Raw genomic sequence first — 16161 nt, forward strand, 5'->3', positions numbered from 1 at the left:
CGTTGTCGGTTGCTTGGACTTGAAATGACTCTGGATTGTACGGGCGGTTGTCGCTCGCGTACAGGCATGAGCGCTGTAGGAGCGAGCTTGCTCGCGAAGATCGTCAACGATGACGTGGGAAACCGGGGAGAACGCGGCGTCTGTGAGTTCTTCGCGAGCAAGCTCGCTCCTACAAGGGATCCGTTTCTTCGGAGGGATTCAACCGAGCCCGCCGATTCTCCTGATACCAATGCAACGCAATGAGCACCAGCGTCGGCACACCCAGCATGCAGGTGATCAGGAAGAAATTGTGATAGCCGAACTTCTCTACCATCACCCCCGAATACCCACCGATCAGGCGCGGCAACAGCAGCATGATCGAGCTGAGCAACGCATATTGGGTGGCGGAGAACTTCAGGTTGGTCAGGCTCGAAAGGTAGGCCACGAATGCCGAGGTCGCCAGCCCTGAGCTGAAGTTATCCAGGGAAATGGTGAAGATCAGCATTTGCAGGTCCGGGCCCATGTCAGCGAGCATCACGAACAGCAGGTTGGTGCCGGCCGAGGCCACGCCTCCGATGAACAGGATCGGCAGGATGCCGAAACGCACGATCAGCAAGCCGCCCATGCCGGCGCCGACCAGGGTCATGATCAGTCCGAAGATCTTGCTGACCCCGGCGATCTGGTCCTTGGTGAAGCCCTGGTCGATGTAGAACACGTTGGCCATCACGCCCATCACGGTGTCGGACATGCGATAGGTGGCGATCAGCCCCAGCAGCAGCAACGCCTGCCAGCGGTAGCGCAGGATAAAGTCGTTGACCGGCGTCAGCACCGGTGCCAGGCCACGCCGACCCATGGCCGAGAGGCACAGGGAGGTCAGGGTGATATAGAGGATGGCACGCAGGAACGCGCGGTCTTCCATCAGCAGGTCCCACAAGCTCATGCCATGGAACAGCACACTTTCGAAATCGGTGTTGAACAGTTGGGTGAACATCGCCGGCACCGACACCAGCAACACGATCAGCACAAACACCGACATAAGTTGATGCACGAAGCTGTAGCGGCCGGCCTGCAACTGGGTGCGCAGTGGCACATTCGGTTCGCGCATGAACAGGGTCGTCAGCAGCGCCGGGACCATCAGTACGCCGAATAGCACATAGGTGCCGGTCCAGGCCGAGTGTTTATAGTTGAAGCCGGTGGAGCCGAAACCTTCGGCAAAAAACAGTGCGCCCGCCGTGGCCAGCAGGGCGGCAATGCGATAGCCGGACATGTAGCTGGCGGCCAGAGCAGCCTGGCGGCTGTCGTCGGCGATTTCCAGGCGATAGGCGTCGACCGCGATGTCTTGGGTCGCGGACGCGAAGGCGACGATGACGGCGATAGCGATCAGCCAGGACAAGTGTTTCTGCGGGTCGCAAAAACCCATGCCGATCAATCCGAGGATCACCAGCGACTGGGCCAGCACCAGCCAGGAACGACGGCGTCCGAGTTTGCCGAGCAGCGGCAGGCGCCATTGATCGAGCAGCGGCGACCACACCCATTTAAAGGCATATGCCAAACCGATCAGGCTCGCATAGCCGATGGTTTCGCGCGCCACACCGGCTTCACGCAACCACACTGAAAGCGTCGAGAACACCAACATGTAAGGCAGGCCGGCGGCAAAGCCGAGCAACAACAGGACTAACGTCGAGGGGCTGGCATAGGCGGCGAGCGCGGCGCGCCAGGTTTTACGGGGCATGGGCTGGAGTCTGCCTCAGATTTGCGGAAACAAAGCGCGCACTCTAACCGCTGTGCTCTACCGGGCGCCAGCCATGGCGCTGAATATCCACGCGATTGTTGCGGACAGCGACGCCTTCATCGCGCAAACGCGCGCGTTGTTCGTCACCCGAGGCACTGCCCACCGGCAGACTTATCCGACCGCCGGCACCCAGCACGCGGTGCCAGGGCAACTTGGTGTCTTCGGGAAGCTGGCTCAGGGTACGTCCCACCCAACGCGCGGCACGGCCGAGGCCCGCCAAGTGAGCCAGCTCGCCGTAGCTCACCACGCAGCCTGCGGGCACTTGGGCCAGGGTCAGGTAGAGCGCGGTGCGGCGCATTTCGGCGGGGCTTTGTGGGGTTTCGGCGGGCTGATTCACGGTGGGCATATCCATTGATACCGACGGCACAATTGTAGGAAAGGTCTGTAAGTGTGTTGATGAGAATTGAACTCAACATAAATCCTTGAGTCAGTCCTAGCTATCTAACACGATAATCGCCCTTTTTCGCCAACCTTGAGCTCCCGATCCGCTTATGTTGTCCAGAACCCTGCTGTGCCTCGCTGTTTTCAGCGCCTCCACGCCCTTGCTCGCCGATACCGTCTGGTTGAAGAACGGTGACCGCCTGACGGGCAAGATCAAGGTCTTCGACGGTGGCAAGCTGCTGATCCAGACCGATTATGCAGGCGCCATCCCGGTGGACTGGAAACAGGTGAAAACCCTGGAGAGCGACCAGGAGCTGCTGGTCAAGCAGGACGCCTACACCGGCGAGAAGGCCAAGTCCCTGAAAGCGGCGGATGACGGCAAGGTGGTGCTGGCCAACGGCGAGGCGCCCAAGACCGTCGAATTGGCCAGCATCCAGCAGATCATCAAACCCAAGCCTGTGATTGAAGACCTGGTGTGGAAAGGCAACGTGGACATGGCGCTGGACTATAAACGCGCCGACAAAGATACCAACGACTACGACATCGACTTCAAGACCACCGCCCGCCATGGCCAATGGCGTCACACCGGGCAGGGCGAGTACAACCGCGAGTTCCAGGACGATGTCACCACCACCGACAACTGGGCCCTGGAATACGACCTCGACCGCTTCCTGACCGAACACTGGTTCTGGCAGGGCCGCTTGACCTACAAGCGCGACAAGGTTGAAGACTTGTCCCGTCAGCGCACCGTCGGTACCGGCCCGGGCTATCAGTTCTGGGACGATGAGCTGGGCGCGTTCTCCTTGGGCTCGCTGGTCAACCGCACCGACTACGAATACGCCGACGGCGGCAAGGACAACTTCTATTCCCTGGCCATGAAGTGGAATTACAACCGCTACCTGGTGGGCAAGACCGTCGAGTTCTTCACCAACGGCGAAGTGGGCAAGCCTATCGGCGGGCCGGCGGAGTATTCGTTGGATGCAGAAATGGGCCTGCGCTACAAAGTCACCGAGTGGGCTTCGCTCAACCTCAAGGCCGAGCGCGACATCATCAGTGGCGACTCCGACAGCAGCCTGAGCAAGACCCGCTACACCGCAGGCTTCGGCGTGGCCTGGTAACACGGCCGAACAAAACCTGCTTGGCAACCTTTGCCGATAATGATTACCTTGCGTTGAGATTCATTCCCATAGGCACCATAGGCCATGGGCGGCTGATTATCCGAGGAGTCATACGTTGAGCGCACAGGTTGCCAAGAACGCCCGAGAGCTGTTGCTCAAGGAATACCGTGGGGCTCTCTCCACACTGTCCAAAGCCATGCCCGGCTTCCCTTTTGGTTCGGTCGTGCCCTATTGCCTCGACGAGCAGGGCCGCCCGCTGATCCTGATCAGCCGCATTGCCCAGCACACCCACAACCTGCAGAAAGACCCCAAGTGCTCGCTGCTGGTGGGTGAGCGCGAGGCGGATGACGTGCAGGCCGTCGGTCGCCTGACCTACCTGGCTGAAGCCGAAAAACTGGAGGAGGGCGCTGCCATCGAGGCGGCGGCTGAGCGTTATTACCGCTACTTCCCCGACTCAGCCAACTACCACAAGGCCCACGATTTCGACTTCTGGGTACTCAAGCCGGTGCGTCACCGTTACATCGGCGGTTTTGGCGCGATTCACTGGGTCGATCAGTTGACCTTGGCCAACCCGTTTGCGGGCAAGGCCGAGCGCAGCATGATCGAACACATGAACAGCGATCACACCAAGGCCATTGCCCATTACGTCGACCTCACCGGTTTGCCGACCTCCGAGCCTGCCCAGTTGGCCGGCATCGACAGCGAAGGCATGCACTTGCGTATAGGCCAATCCTTATATTGGTTGCCGTTTGCGGAGTCTTGCAACACGCCGACACAAGTACGCGAAGCCCTGGTTTCATTGGCTCATGCCGAGATCTGGCCGAAAAAAGAAGCCGCTGACGCTTGAATTCACGAAACGGCGACGTCATCTAAGGTGGACTGGCAAGGCATTCTTGCGTTGAGGAACCATTTGATGCGCCCTTTTTTGTTGCTCTTTCTGCTGTTCCCGGTGTTGGAGCTGTTCGTATTCGTTCAAGTCAGCAGTGCGATCGGCTTTTTTCCGGCCCTTTTGCTGATCATTCTCGGCTCGATGCTCGGCGTCCTGGTGCTGCGCGTCGCCGGCCTGGCCACGGCGCTGCGTGCTCGTGAAAGCCTGAACCGTGGCGAACTGCCCGCCCAGACCATGCTCGAAGGCCTGATGATGGCATTGGCCGGCGGCCTGTTGATCCTCCCGGGTTTTATCAGCGACGTGGTCGGCCTGGTCATGCTGCTGCCGTTCACCCGCAAACTGCTGGCCGGCAAGATGCGCCAGCGTGCCGAAGAGGCCGCGATTCGTCAGCGTGCGTTCGCCGACGACCTGCAACCCCGTGGCGGCCCGGCCCCGCGCCAGCCGTTGGGGCGTGAAGGTGATGTGATCGAAGGCGAGTTCGAACATCGCGACAGCAAATAACCGCTTAGTTGGCACGGCACCTCAGGGTGCCGTGTTGCTTTCAGCCGTCGGCACACGCAAAAAATTTACGCCGCGGCCCCTTGTAATAAGCTTATGCGCCCTTATGTAACGGTCACCGCAAGGTTTCTGGTGGCGACACCAGACAGACTTCCGCGTCTTGCCCAGCAAGCCGCGACCGGCACCGCCGGAATTTAACCCGCCGGAATTGATACCGGCCGATGAAAAACACAATTAGGAGAGATCGACAATGAAGCTTCGTCCTCTGCACGACCGCGTCGTAATCCGTCGTAGCGAAGAAGAAAAGAAAACCGCTGGCGGTATCGTTCTGCCAGGTTCGGCTGCTGAAAAAGCCAACCACGGTGTGATCGTCGCTGCGGGTCCAGGCAAAACCCTGGAAAACGGTGAAGTGCGTGCTCTGGCCGTTAAAGTCGGTGACAAGGTTGTATTCGGCCCTTACTCCGGCAGCAACACTGTGAAAGTTGACGGCGAAGACCTGCTGGTCATGGCTGAGAACGAGATTCTCGCCGTACTGGAAGCGTAATTTCCCCCGCTCATTTTCCCGTTACTCCAAAGTATTTAAGGATTATCGATCATGGCTGCTAAAGAAGTTAAATTCGGCGATTCCGCCCGCAAGAAAATGCTCACCGGTGTCAACATCCTGGCTGACGCAGTAAAAGCGACCCTGGGCCCGAAAGGCCGTAACGTGATCATCGAGAAGAGCTTCGGCGCTCCGACCATCACCAAGGACGGCGTTTCCGTCGCCAAAGAAATCGAACTGGAAGACCGTTTCGAAAACATGGGCGCGCAGCTGGTCAAAGACGTTGCCTCCCGTGCCAACGATGACGCAGGCGACGGCACCACCACCGCTACCGTTCTGGCTCAGGCCATCGTCAACGAAGGCTACAAAGCCGTCGCTGCCGGTATGAACCCAATGGACCTGAAGCGCGGTATCGACAAGGCGACCATCGCTATCGTTGCCGAGCTGAAAAACCTGTCCAAGCCATGCGCTGACACCAAGGCTATCGCTCAGGTAGGCACCATCTCCGCCAACTCCGACAGCTCCATCGGCGACATCATTGCCGAAGCCATGGAAAAAGTCGGTAAAGAAGGCGTGATCACCGTTGAAGAAGGCACTGGCCTGGAAAACGAACTGTCGGTTGTTGAAGGCATGCAGTTCGACCGTGGCTACCTGTCCCCGTACTTCGTCAACAAGCCAGAAACCATGGTTGCCGAGCTGGACAGCCCGCTGATCCTGCTGGTCGACAAAAAGATCTCGAACATCCGCGAAATGCTGCCAGTGTTGGAAGCCGTTGCCAAAGCCGGCCGCCCACTGCTGATCGTTTCCGAAGACGTTGAAGGCGAAGCCCTGGCGACTCTGGTTGTGAACAACATGCGTGGCATCGTTAAAGTCGCAGCCGTCAAGGCTCCAGGCTTCGGCGACCGTCGCAAGGCCATGCTGCAGGACATCGCCGTTCTGACCGGCGGTACCGTTATCTCCGAAGAGATCGGCCTGAGCCTGGAAAGCGCCACCCTGGAAAACCTGGGCAGTGCCAAGCGCGTGACCATCTCCAAAGAAAACACCATCATCGTTGACGGTGCTGGCGTTGAGCAGGATATCCAGGCTCGCATCACCCAGATCCGTGCCCAGGTTGCCGAGACTTCGTCCGACTACGACCGTGAAAAACTGCAAGAGCGTCTGGCCAAGCTGTCCGGCGGCGTTGCAGTGATCAAGGTTGGCGCCGGTTCCGAAGTTGAAATGAAAGAGAAGAAAGCCCGCGTTGAAGACGCGCTGCACGCAACCCGCGCAGCCGTTGAAGAAGGCGTGGTACCTGGCGGTGGCGTTGCGCTGATCCGTGCTCTGGAAGCCCTGGCCAACCTGACCGGCGACAACGCTGATCAGAACGTCGGTATCGCTGTGCTGCGTCGCGCTGTTGAAGCGCCGTTGCGCCAGATCGCTGCCAACTCCGGCGACGAGCCAAGCGTTGTGGTCAACGAAGTCAAGAACGGCAAAGGTAACTACGGTTACAACGCTGCGACTGGCGTCTACGGCGACATGATCGAAATGGGCATCCTGGACCCTACCAAGGTGACTCGTTCCGCGCTGCAAGCAGCATCCTCCATCGGCGGCCTGATCCTGACCACCGAAGCTGCGATCGCTGATGCACCGAAGAAAGAAGGCTCGGCTGGCGGCGGTATGCCAGACATGGGCGGCATGGGTGGCATGGGCGGCATGATGTAGTGCGACGAGAGTCGCTATAGGTAGAAGCACCTAGCGGGCTACATCTTAGGTGATCACCGGTTGAACCGGTGATCACTTTCCCGCAGAAACAGCTTAAAAAACCCGAAGTCCGGGCGTCAAAACCCGGATTTCCGGCACTCACAAGGTGCTTAGAATTCGGCGTAATGTCGCCTATATATCGTGATTTTCTCTCTGGAAATCATCAGAACGATATGCGTACTGAGCTTGCAGATTTTGAATCACTGCGAGGGAGGTATGGGAAATCGTGTCCAAAGAGCTGGCCTGCTCCTATCTATAGGGCGCAAGCCATAGCTGTCATTGTCTCACCCGGAAACCGCAAGGTAGAGGGGCGCGAGACCTTTTGTTCAGCCAAAAGTAGCCTAGGGATAGTGCGTCGCTGGTAACGGCGGGGTGCGAAGCTTCCTGACAATGTAGTCCCATGATTCTGTGGTGTGTGGTCGCCGCGAGGCACCATGCAGACCCTGCGAGCAACACGCGGGTGAGACGCTAGGCTGGTTGGTATGGCCAACGTAAGTGAACTGCTGATAAACACCGTCAACCGCATGGAGCCAAAGTTGCTGATAGGCTTTGACCAAAATGGTGCATGACTGGTTGTCCCTTTTACATCTGGGGGCACGCTGACATTGAGTCATCGGTGAATAGGCAGGGCCTAACCCATCCTTGTGACGGTTATGGAACTCGGTAAGCCCGTATTTTCGCCATTGGCCTGTATGGCAAGGCAGGTCGACCGTGAGGAAGACTGTTGAAAATGCGGGTAGAGGATGTCGGAAAAAGCGAATGCCTCCCTGTAATGGGGTTGGATAAGGGCTCTGCCCTGACTGGAAACGGTGCTGACTTCCGACTGGTCTTTGATCGCGAGAAGGCCTGTAAAGCCATCAAGAACAGACGTTTGTCGGTTTGACCGGCTGCGTCTAACTCATAGAAATCCCTTGCGGGGCAGTGTACTCACTCCCCCACAAGGGCGACGTGCGTCTACTGCCCTCTGGGGAAATCTTCTCTGGAGGAAAAGCAAGATGAGTGCGTCTGAAATAGAAGTACCTGCGTCCTCCCATCTGGCCATCAGTTGGCATTCGATAGACTGGGAAACAGGTCATCGACAGGTGCGAGGGCTACAGGTACGGATCGCGAAGGCAGCCAAGAATCAGCAATGGCGGCAGGTGAAAACCTTGCAGCGTATGCTGGTTCGCTCGTTTGCCGCCAAGGTATTGGCGGTTAAACGGGTCACTGAAAACCGGGGTCGCAGGACTCCCGGCGTCGATGGGGAAACCTGGAGCACGCCTGAAAGCAAATGGAAGGCAGTTTTTCGGTTAGAGCGCAGGGGCTACAAGCCCCGGCCACTGCGGCGGATTTACATTCCCAAAGCAAATGGCCAGCGTAGACCGCTGGGGATTCCGACGATGCTGGATCGAGCGATGCAGGCGTTATACCTGCTGGCACTTGAACCGGTGTCTGAGACCACAGCCGACCGAAATTCCTATGGCTTTCGCCCTCACCGTTCCACGGCAGATGCAATCGAGCAATTGTTCGTCAATCTCGGTCGCAAGCATTCTGCGCAGTGGGTCATGGAGGGCGATATAAAGGGATGTTTCGACAACATCAGTCACGACTGGCTGATCACTAACGTCCCGATGGACAAAGTGGTTCTAAGGAAATGGCTGAAAGCGGGATATTTGGAATCCGGTCGATTGAATCCGACAGGGGCGGGAACTCCGCAAGGAGGGATCATCTCGCCCGTATTGGCCAACCTGGCCCTTGATGGACTGGAAAAGGAGCTCGAATCTCGGTTCGGGCAGCGTAATACCAAAGCCAGCTACAAGACCAAGGTCAACTATGTGCGATACGCAGATGATTTCGTCATCACCGGCATCTCGAAAGAGCTGCTGGAAAACGAGGTGAAGCCACTCGTCGAAGCCTTCATGGCCGAGCGGGGGTTGAGCCTTGCGGTGGAGAAAACGTTGTTCACGCATGTATCGGATGGGTTCGATTTCCTCGGTCAGAATATTCGCAAGTACGGTGACAAGCTGCTGATAAAGCCAGCCCACAAGAACGTGAAAGCATTTCTGGCCAAGGTTAAGGCGTTGGTTGAAGCGAACAAAGCGGCACCGGCCAGCCTGTTGATCAAGCAGCTCAATCCAGTTATTCGGGGTTGGGCCAATTATCATCGGCCGATTGTCGCCAAGCAGACCTTCAACTACGTGGATTACAGGATCTGGAAATTGCTATGGCGATGGTGCAGGCGGCGACATCTGAATCGCTGCAAACGTTGGATCAAGGAAAAATACTTCAAGCGCGTGGGAACACGTAGTTGGGTATTCTCCGGGCTACACCCCAGCGGCAAACTGCTCCACTTGTTGTACGCCAGCGATACGCCGATCAAGCGGCACACCAAGATCAAGGCGGAGGCTAACCCATACGCCCCAGAGGACGAGATGTACTTCGAGCAACGGCTGGAATATGCGTGGCGAAGCTCGGACGAGGGGAAGCGGAAGACGCTGACGCTGTGGCTTGGCCAGAGCAAGCGCTGCCCGATGTGCAAGCAGTTGATTACGTTCGAAAGCGGGTGGAACATTCACCATGTTATCGAGCGGCACAAGGGCGGATGCGACGAGCTGGGCAATCTGGTGTTGTTGCATCCCAACTGTCATCGACAGTTACACAGTGCGGCACCGGCTCTTTCAACTGAGAAAGGGCTTACAAAGGCTTGAGCTGTATGCGGGGAAACTCGCACGTACAGTTCTTAGGGGAGGGACGGTCAGTAATGGCCGTTTCTTACCCGACAGCCAGCCTTACCCGGCTAACTGAAAAGCCCCGCCTGCAGTGATGCAGGCGGGGCTTTTTTGTGGGCGACTGTTACTCAACCAATCGCGCGTCGACGCAACAGCTTCTTGAATGTCATCCCGCGGGCCAGTGTGGGTTGGCCGATAAAGAGCACACGTGCAGCGGACCACGGTGCAGTCGTACTGTCGAGTGGCTCTTCGGTAGGCACATGTGCGGTTGTGCTGGGTATGGGCCGCCCCCAGTGGCAGGCCAGCAGTGAACTGGCGGCAATACACAGCGACAGCATCAACGTGGGCAAATGCTTCTTGGGGGGACGCATGAACGGGCTCTCCAACCGGATCCAAAGGATGGGACCCAGGGTGCAGGGGCTCTCCTGGATCAGGTGGCGAGGTTACGCAGAATGCCGGCGGTTCATTGTCACAGGCTGTAACACGCTGGTTATTGGGGGCGCAGGGGCAGGATCAGGGTCAGGCGCGCACCGCCCAAAGGGCTGCGCGTAACGGACAACTCACCGCGGTGCCATTGGGTCGCGCGCTTGGCCAGCGCCAGGCCGAGGCCGAAGCCGCCGGACTCATCGCCGCCCATGGCCAGTCGTACGAAAGGTTCGAATACCTTTTCGCGGTTTTCAGCGAGGATGCCGGGGCCGTCGTCGTCCACATGCAGCACAAGATGCTGGTCATCCTGGCGAGCGGCGCTGACGCACACCTGGTCGCGGGCATAGGTGATGGCGTTGCTCAACAGGTTGCGCACGATCAAATGCAGCAAGGCGCGGTCGCCGATCAGTTGCAGATCCGCAGGCTCAGTGTCCAGGCTCAGGCGGCGATGGTGTCCGTCGAGCAAGGCGAACTCCTGATGCAGCCAGTCGCGGATAGGGATGGGTTCATGTTGCAGGTCGGTGGGCGCACCGGCCATCCGGGCAAAGGCGAGGCTGGCGCGGACCAGGGCTTCGAGTTCTTCCACATCGGTTTGCAGGCGTTCCTGCAAGCGGGTACGGGTGGGTAAATCGTCACTCTTGCCCAGCAGGGTCAAGGCGAAACGCATCCGTGCCAGAGGCGTGCGCAGTTCGTGGGAGACGGCTTGGGAAACCTCCCGGTGACGTTCGCTCATCGCCGTAATGTCCTGCGCATGTTGTTGCACGGTTTGCAGCAGCGGCGTCCATTCCTTGCCCATGGCCGGCAACATTGCATTGGGCGTGCGAGCCAGGGTGCCCAGGCAGGCATTGAGTGCTTCCACCTCGGCGGTACGCTGACGGCGTGCGCGCAGACCCAGCCACATCCACAGCCCCAGAGGCAGGCCGGCCACGCACGCGGTGATCCCATAGACCGGGAATTTCAGCAGGTCCTTGACCTCGGCTGTTCCCCACATGGGCCCGAACTGAATCAACGTCTTGTCGTCGAGCGGGAAATAGCTAATGTCTTCATCGCTGTTTTGCGCCGGTTGCTGGTGTTTGAGCATGATCAGCGCCTCGGGCGGTAACTCGATCTCATCCAGGGTGACCAGGCTGATCGGGTACTGGAAGCGCGCACGCAGCGCCTCCATGCGCGCTTCACGCTGCTCGGCCGGCAAGGGCTTGAGCTGCTCCGCCACCAAGTAGCCCGGCCCGGCCATCAAGCGCAAAAAACTGTACTCGCCGACGAACACCGAAGCGTTGGCGCACAGCCACAACAAATAAAGCGTCAACGCGCCCCAACTGGTGCCCGCCACGATCGCCATCCAGGGCCGCACTTTAGAGAGCATGCCGAGCGCCTCGCGGGATTTCGACAAACAGATAGCCCTGGGCCGTGATGGTCTGGATGGTCACCGGGCAGTCCAGGCTCATCAGCTTCTTGCGCAAGCGTGAGACGCGCATGTCCACGGAGCGATTGATCCCGTCGTATTCCAGGCCACGCAGGCTTTGCAGGAGTTTTTCCCGGGTCAGCAGCACCCCGCAATGGCGGGCGAAGATCGTGAGTAACTCGAACTCGGCCACCGAAAACTGCAAGGGCACCTCATCGAGCCAGGCGAAGTGGTTGTTGAGGTCCAATCGAAAGGTGCCCCACTGGTAATAGGCGCGGGGGGCTTGTGGATGGCGGCGCAGCAACGAGCGGATCCGGGCCAGCAGCAACAGCGGGTCGACGGGCTTGACCACATAGTCGTCCGCGCCGACGTTGAACCCGGTCAATTGCTCGGCGTTCTCGTCCAGCGCCGTCATCATCAGGATCAAGCCGGGGTACTGGTCGCGAATCTGCCGGCACAACGTGAAGCCGTCAATGCCCGGCAACATCACATCCAGGATCAGCAGCGCCGGCTGTTCGTCACGGATACGCTGGGCTGCGCGATCGCCGCGGTGTTCCACCGCCACGGTAAACCCTTCGGCGCGCAGGAACTCGGCGGTCAGCGCGGCCAGAGGGAGGTCATCTTCGATCAGCAGCAGGGTGTCGGGCATGAAAGGGCGTCGTCGCCAGAGAATGGGCGCAAGTGTTACGCCCTTCAGAAGGGCAGGCAAGGGGCGTTCGTTTGGCGGCCATTTTTGCCTGGGGCCTGTCGTCGGTGTGTGAAGCTATAGTGAAAAACTCGTTGGTTGATCCAATCAGTTGAAAAGCGTAATCGCCGCGCCCTCCAGGTCTATCCCTGAGCAACACTTGGCCTTAAGCTGCGCGAGCCAACACGGCCGTTACCGCGTACGGAGACACTGCCCATGCGAATTTTATTGGTTGAAGACAACCGCGATATTCTGGCCAACCTGGCGGATTACCTGGGGCTGAAGGGCTATACCGTGGACTGTGCGCAGGACGGTTTGTCGGGCCTGCACCTGGCCGCCACCGAGCATTACGACCTGATCGTGCTCGACATCATGCTGCCCGGCATCGATGGCTACACCCTGTGCAAACGCCTGCGCGAAGATGCGCGCCGTGACACGCCGGTGATCATGCTCACCGCCCGCGACCAATTGGATGACCGGCTGCAGGGCTTCAAGTCCGGCGCCGATGACTACCTGCTAAAACCGTTTGCCCTGTCGGAACTGGCCGCGCGTATCGAAGCCGTGCTGCGCCGTGCCCAGGGTGGCGGTCGGCGCGCCCTGCAAGTCGGCGACCTGCATTACGACCTCGACACCCTGGAGGTGACCCGCGAAGGCCGCTTGCTCAAGCTCAACCCGGTCGGCCTGAAGCTGCTGGCGGTGTTGATGCAGAAGAGCCCGCACGTGCTGCGCCGCGAAATTCTTGAAGAAGCCCTGTGGGGCGACGACTGCCCGGACAGCGACAGCCTGCGCAGCCATGTCCATCAATTGCGCCAAGTGATCGATAAACCGTTCGCCAAGCCGTTGCTGCAAACGGTGCACGGCGTCGGTTATCGCCTGGCTGAGGGTAGAGATGGAGTTTAAGCAAAGCCTTGCCCAGCGGATCATCATCGCCTTTGCGTTGATGAGTGCGTTGGTGGCGGGGGCCTTCGCCATGGGTATCGTCGCGACGGTGCACCTGGTGGAAGAGAAGCTGATCTCGGCAGGCTTGGGCGGCGACCTGCAGCGCCTGTTGCTGATGGACACAGTCGAAGACTGGCGGCACCGCCCCGAGCCGGACCAGTTGTTTTACTTCAGCGGTGGCCCTGGCGATTTTGAGTTGCCCAAGGATCTGCGTCACCTCGAACCCGGCTTCCATGAAGTGTTCCGCGAAGCGTTGTCGTACCACGCCATGGTCGAAGTGGTCGACGGCCGGCGCTACGTGTTGCTGCAGGATCAGAGTGATTTCGAAGAGCGCGAGCGCGTGCTGTTTGCCGTGGTGCTGGTGGGTTTCGTACTCAGCCTGGCGCTGGCGGTATTCCTTGGTTGGGTGCTGGCACGCAAAGTGATGGCGCCGGTCGTGCGCCTCGCCCGCCAGGTGCGTCACCGCGACCAATTGCTGGGTTTGGCGCCGCCGCTGGCACCGGACTATGCGGCCGACGAAGTGGGTGAGCTGGCGGTGGCGTTCGATGCCACCCTGGGGCGCCTGCGTCAGGCGTTGTCCCGTGAGCAATTGTTTACCAGTGACGTCAGCCACGAATTACGCACGCCGTTGATGGTGCTGGCCAGTTCCTGTGAACTGCTGCTGGAAAACCCGGCCATTGATCAACGTGGGCGCAATCAAGTGCAACGCATTGCCCGCGCTTGTGAAGAAATGCGCGAGCTGGTGCAAACCTTCCTGATGCTGGCCCGTGCCGAGCACAATGACGCGGCGATGTCGCCTCAGGTGACCCTGGCGCAGGTGGCGGATGACTTGCTCGGTATCTGGCGTGACCCCATCGAGCGTAAAGGCCTGGAGCTGATCTACCAGCCGGGCAACCCCCTGGACACGCGGTACAACACCACCTTCCTGCACGCCGTCATGGGCAACCTGCTGCGTAACGCCCTGCACTACACCGAACACGGGTTTATCCGCCTGACCCTGGAGCCCGCAGGCTTTGTGGTGGAGGACAGTGGTGTGGGTATTCCCGAAGACAAGCGCGAAGCGATGTTCGAGCCGTTCGTGCGCGGCAGCGAGAAACGTGGTGACGGCCTGGGCTTGGGGTTGTCACTGGTCCAGCGCATCTGCGAAAACCAGGGCTGGACCGTGAGCCTCAGCACCATGGAGCCCAACGGCTGCCGCTTTCACGTGCAATTGAGTCAGGTCAACGCCTGACTCCACCCTCTGCCGCTATCCTGCCAGAGATCCCCGTCATTCGGCGAAGATGGCCCCATGCCATTGCTTGTGTCTGTAAAGTCTTGAAATGTATGGGGTTGGACAGGACAAGATTTTCACAACGGGTTGACCTGTTGATCACAGTGCGCTGCTTAAGGTTGTAGGCATCAGCAACTGGAGATCCGTCGATGTCTACCCCGATCAAGCTCGAATTTTCCGAAAAGTACGACGACGAACACGCCCACGAATATTTGCTCAAGCATCAGGACAATCTGGCGCGCCGGTTGTCCCACAAACGCGACGAGCAATTGGCCCGTGGCGCGCTGGCGATGGCCGGTGAGCCTGGCCTGGTATTGGACCTGCCGTGCGGCGCAGGGCGTTTCTGGCCGCTGCTGGCGGAAAAGCCCAACCGCGTCATTATCGGTGCCGACAATTCGGCGTCGATGTTGAAGGTGGCAACAGTCGCCCAGCCCGCCGATGTGGTGAAACGGGTACGACCCTTGCAGACATCTGCCTTTGATATCGATCTGCCGGACAACTCGGTCGACAGTATTTTCTGTATGCGCCTGCTGCACCACATTGGTGATCCGGCGCACCGACTGGCGATATTGCGGGAGTTTCAGCGCGTTACCCGTGACAGCGTCATTGTTTCGCTGTGGGTCGATGGCAATTTCAAAGCCTGGAAACGCAAGCGTCTCGAAAGCCAGCGTCGCAAGAAAGGTGAGCAGGAAGGTTACCAAAACAGGTTTGTGTTACCGGCTGCTACTGTTGAAGCAGAATTCGAAGAAGCCGGTTTTCGTGTTCAGGAATCCCTGGACTTCATACCGCTCTACGCCATGTGGCGAGTGTATGTATTGCGCAAGAGGTAACAGGATGGCAGTTGAGTGCGTAGCAGGCAGTCATGTAAAGCCCGAAGAACGATTCGATTATTTCTGGCGCCAGCAAGGCGAGTGGGTCGAAGAGCCCAATCGCCGGCGCGGGGGTGAGAGTGGTGTGCAACGCGTGATGACCGCCAATGGACGCCTGCTCTACAGCAAGCGCCAGACCGGGCACATCTACCGCAGTTGGCTGCATCCTTTTGGCCGCCCCACGGTATTGCGTGAGCGAGATGCGATCAAGGGCCTGCGCCTGTTGGACGTACGTGTGCCGGAAATGGTCTTTTGCGAGGCACGCAGGGACCCCGAGCACCACTGGCAGGCTCTGCTGGTGACCGCAGCCCTCGATGGCTTCGACGAAATCGAAAACTGGTACGCAGCCGGTGGCCGCGAGCAGTACGGCGAGTTAGTGCATGAGCGCGTGCTCAAGGAGCTTGCCGGCACCTTGGCGCGCATGCACCGTGGGCGTTGGCAGCATGGCTGCCTGTACATCAAGCACATTTTTGTAAGGGTGACCGGCCAGGGCGACTCGGCCAACGTCGAGGTGGCACTGCTGGATTTCGAGAAATGCCGCCAACGTTTGACCGCCTATCGGGCCGCTTCCCACGACATGCTGCAACTGCGCCGCCATTCGTCGTGGAACGATACGGACTGGAAGAAACTCAGCTACTTTTACGAGACGGCGTTTGGCAGCGCTATCAAGGGTTTAACCAGATGAAGCTAGAAATAGCACGAGGTTTGTTCCTGGTCGGGGCGTTGGGCGTTGCAGCCTTGGCGCTGGCGGCGTGGGAACAGCCTCGCACACAGGTACTCAGTGCAACGCAGGGTGGTGCGCAATGCCTGTTGCCGCGCGTCGCCAAGGCGAGCACCGCGGCCAAGCCTGATCATGAGTTGTTGCTGTTCATGTTTGGCATGTCTCAAGGGATGAGGCCACAGAGTTGAAACGATTCAACCCCC

The 16161-nt window shown here is 59.1% G+C and carries 16 protein-coding genes; 11 read left to right on the forward strand and 5 right to left on the reverse strand.

Annotation, left to right across the window (positions count from 1 at the left end):
* Positions 1-169 precede the first annotated feature (169 nt).
* Together HX868_RS25140 and HX868_RS25145 are read right to left on the reverse strand one after the other, a co-directional pair.
* Positions 170-1711, reverse strand: coding sequence for an AmpG family muropeptide MFS transporter (locus HX868_RS25140; RefSeq protein ID WP_177004729.1), 1542 nt, complete (start codon positions 1709-1711; stop codon positions 170-172).
* A 43-nt stretch (positions 1712-1754) separates the two neighbouring features.
* On the reverse strand, positions 1755-2117 hold the full coding sequence (locus HX868_RS25145) for an MGMT family protein (protein WP_177004730.1): 363 nt from the start codon (positions 2115-2117) through the stop codon (positions 1755-1757).
* Positions 2118-2262: 145 nt separating this feature from the next.
* Here HX868_RS25145 and HX868_RS25150 point away from each other — a divergent pair, with 145 nt between their 5' ends.
* The 6 genes from HX868_RS25150 (at position 2263) to ltrA (ending at position 9625) form a co-directional block, all read left to right on the forward strand.
* Positions 2263-3270, forward strand: coding sequence for a DUF481 domain-containing protein (locus HX868_RS25150; RefSeq protein WP_016975519.1), 1008 nt, complete (start codon positions 2263-2265; stop codon positions 3268-3270).
* Positions 3271-3385: 115 nt separating this feature from the next.
* Positions 3386-4117, forward strand: a complete 732-nt coding sequence (locus tag HX868_RS25155; RefSeq protein ID WP_095017478.1) for a HugZ family pyridoxamine 5'-phosphate oxidase — start codon at positions 3386-3388, stop codon at positions 4115-4117.
* Positions 4118-4183: 66 nt separating this feature from the next.
* Positions 4184-4660: an FxsA family protein gene (locus HX868_RS25160; protein WP_016975517.1), complete on the forward strand. Its 477-nt coding sequence runs from the start codon at positions 4184-4186 to the stop codon at positions 4658-4660.
* Positions 4661-4907: 247 nt separating this feature from the next.
* On the forward strand, positions 4908-5201 hold the full coding sequence (locus tag HX868_RS25165; protein ID WP_060754253.1) for a co-chaperone GroES: 294 nt from the start codon (positions 4908-4910) through the stop codon (positions 5199-5201).
* Positions 5202-5252: 51 nt separating this feature from the next.
* A complete protein-coding gene (groL, locus tag HX868_RS25170) occupies positions 5253-6899 on the forward strand; it encodes a chaperonin GroEL (RefSeq protein ID WP_122728640.1) in 1647 nt (548 codons plus the stop codon).
* Between the two features lie 1034 nt (positions 6900-7933).
* Complete coding sequence (gene ltrA, locus HX868_RS25175; protein WP_071534438.1) at positions 7934-9625, forward strand: group II intron reverse transcriptase/maturase; 1692 nt, start codon at positions 7934-7936, stop codon at positions 9623-9625.
* Between the two features lie 149 nt (positions 9626-9774).
* On the opposite strand, the gene HX868_RS25180 is transcribed toward ltrA, so the two are convergent.
* The 3 genes from HX868_RS25180 to HX868_RS25190 form a co-directional block, all read right to left on the reverse strand.
* Entirely contained in the window at positions 9775-10017 is a 243-nt protein-coding gene (locus HX868_RS25180; RefSeq protein WP_157742090.1) for a hypothetical protein, read from the reverse strand.
* Between the two features lie 119 nt (positions 10018-10136).
* Positions 10137-11435 (reverse strand): sensor histidine kinase, encoded by a 1299-nt coding sequence (locus HX868_RS25185; RefSeq protein WP_177004731.1) that lies wholly within the window; start codon positions 11433-11435, stop codon positions 10137-10139.
* Entirely contained in the window at positions 11425-12123 is a 699-nt protein-coding gene (locus HX868_RS25190; RefSeq protein WP_177004732.1) for a response regulator, read from the reverse strand. The genes HX868_RS25185 and HX868_RS25190 overlap by 11 nt, the downstream gene beginning before the upstream one ends.
* A 252-nt stretch (positions 12124-12375) precedes the next feature.
* On the opposite strand from HX868_RS25190, the gene colR reads away from it, so the two are divergent.
* From colR to HX868_RS25215, 5 genes are all read left to right on the forward strand, one after another.
* Complete coding sequence (gene colR / locus HX868_RS25195; protein WP_010565305.1) at positions 12376-13059, forward strand: two-component system response regulator ColR; 684 nt, start codon at positions 12376-12378, stop codon at positions 13057-13059.
* Positions 13049-14329 carry a sensor histidine kinase gene (locus HX868_RS25200; RefSeq protein ID WP_095017474.1) on the forward strand — a complete coding sequence of 427 codons (1281 nt, stop codon included), beginning with the start codon at positions 13049-13051 and terminating at the stop codon, positions 14327-14329. Before colR ends, HX868_RS25200 begins: the two co-directional genes overlap by 11 nt.
* A gap of 188 nt (positions 14330-14517) precedes the next feature.
* On the forward strand, positions 14518-15198 hold the full coding sequence (locus HX868_RS25205) for a class I SAM-dependent methyltransferase (RefSeq protein ID WP_016975509.1): 681 nt from the start codon (positions 14518-14520) through the stop codon (positions 15196-15198).
* A gap of 4 nt (positions 15199-15202) precedes the next feature.
* Positions 15203-15922, forward strand: coding sequence for a lipopolysaccharide kinase InaA family protein (locus tag HX868_RS25210; RefSeq protein ID WP_095017473.1), 720 nt, complete (start codon positions 15203-15205; stop codon positions 15920-15922).
* Positions 15919-16146: a hypothetical protein gene (locus HX868_RS25215; protein WP_028617789.1), complete on the forward strand. Its 228-nt coding sequence runs from the start codon at positions 15919-15921 to the stop codon at positions 16144-16146. The genes HX868_RS25210 and HX868_RS25215 overlap by 4 nt, the downstream gene beginning before the upstream one ends.
* The last annotated feature ends 15 nt before the right edge of the window (positions 16147-16161 follow it).

Origin of the sequence: Pseudomonas reactans, from assembly GCF_013385825.1 — a bacterium.
In the GTDB taxonomy this organism is placed as follows: Bacteria; Pseudomonadota; Gammaproteobacteria; order Pseudomonadales; family Pseudomonadaceae; genus Aquipseudomonas; species Aquipseudomonas reactans.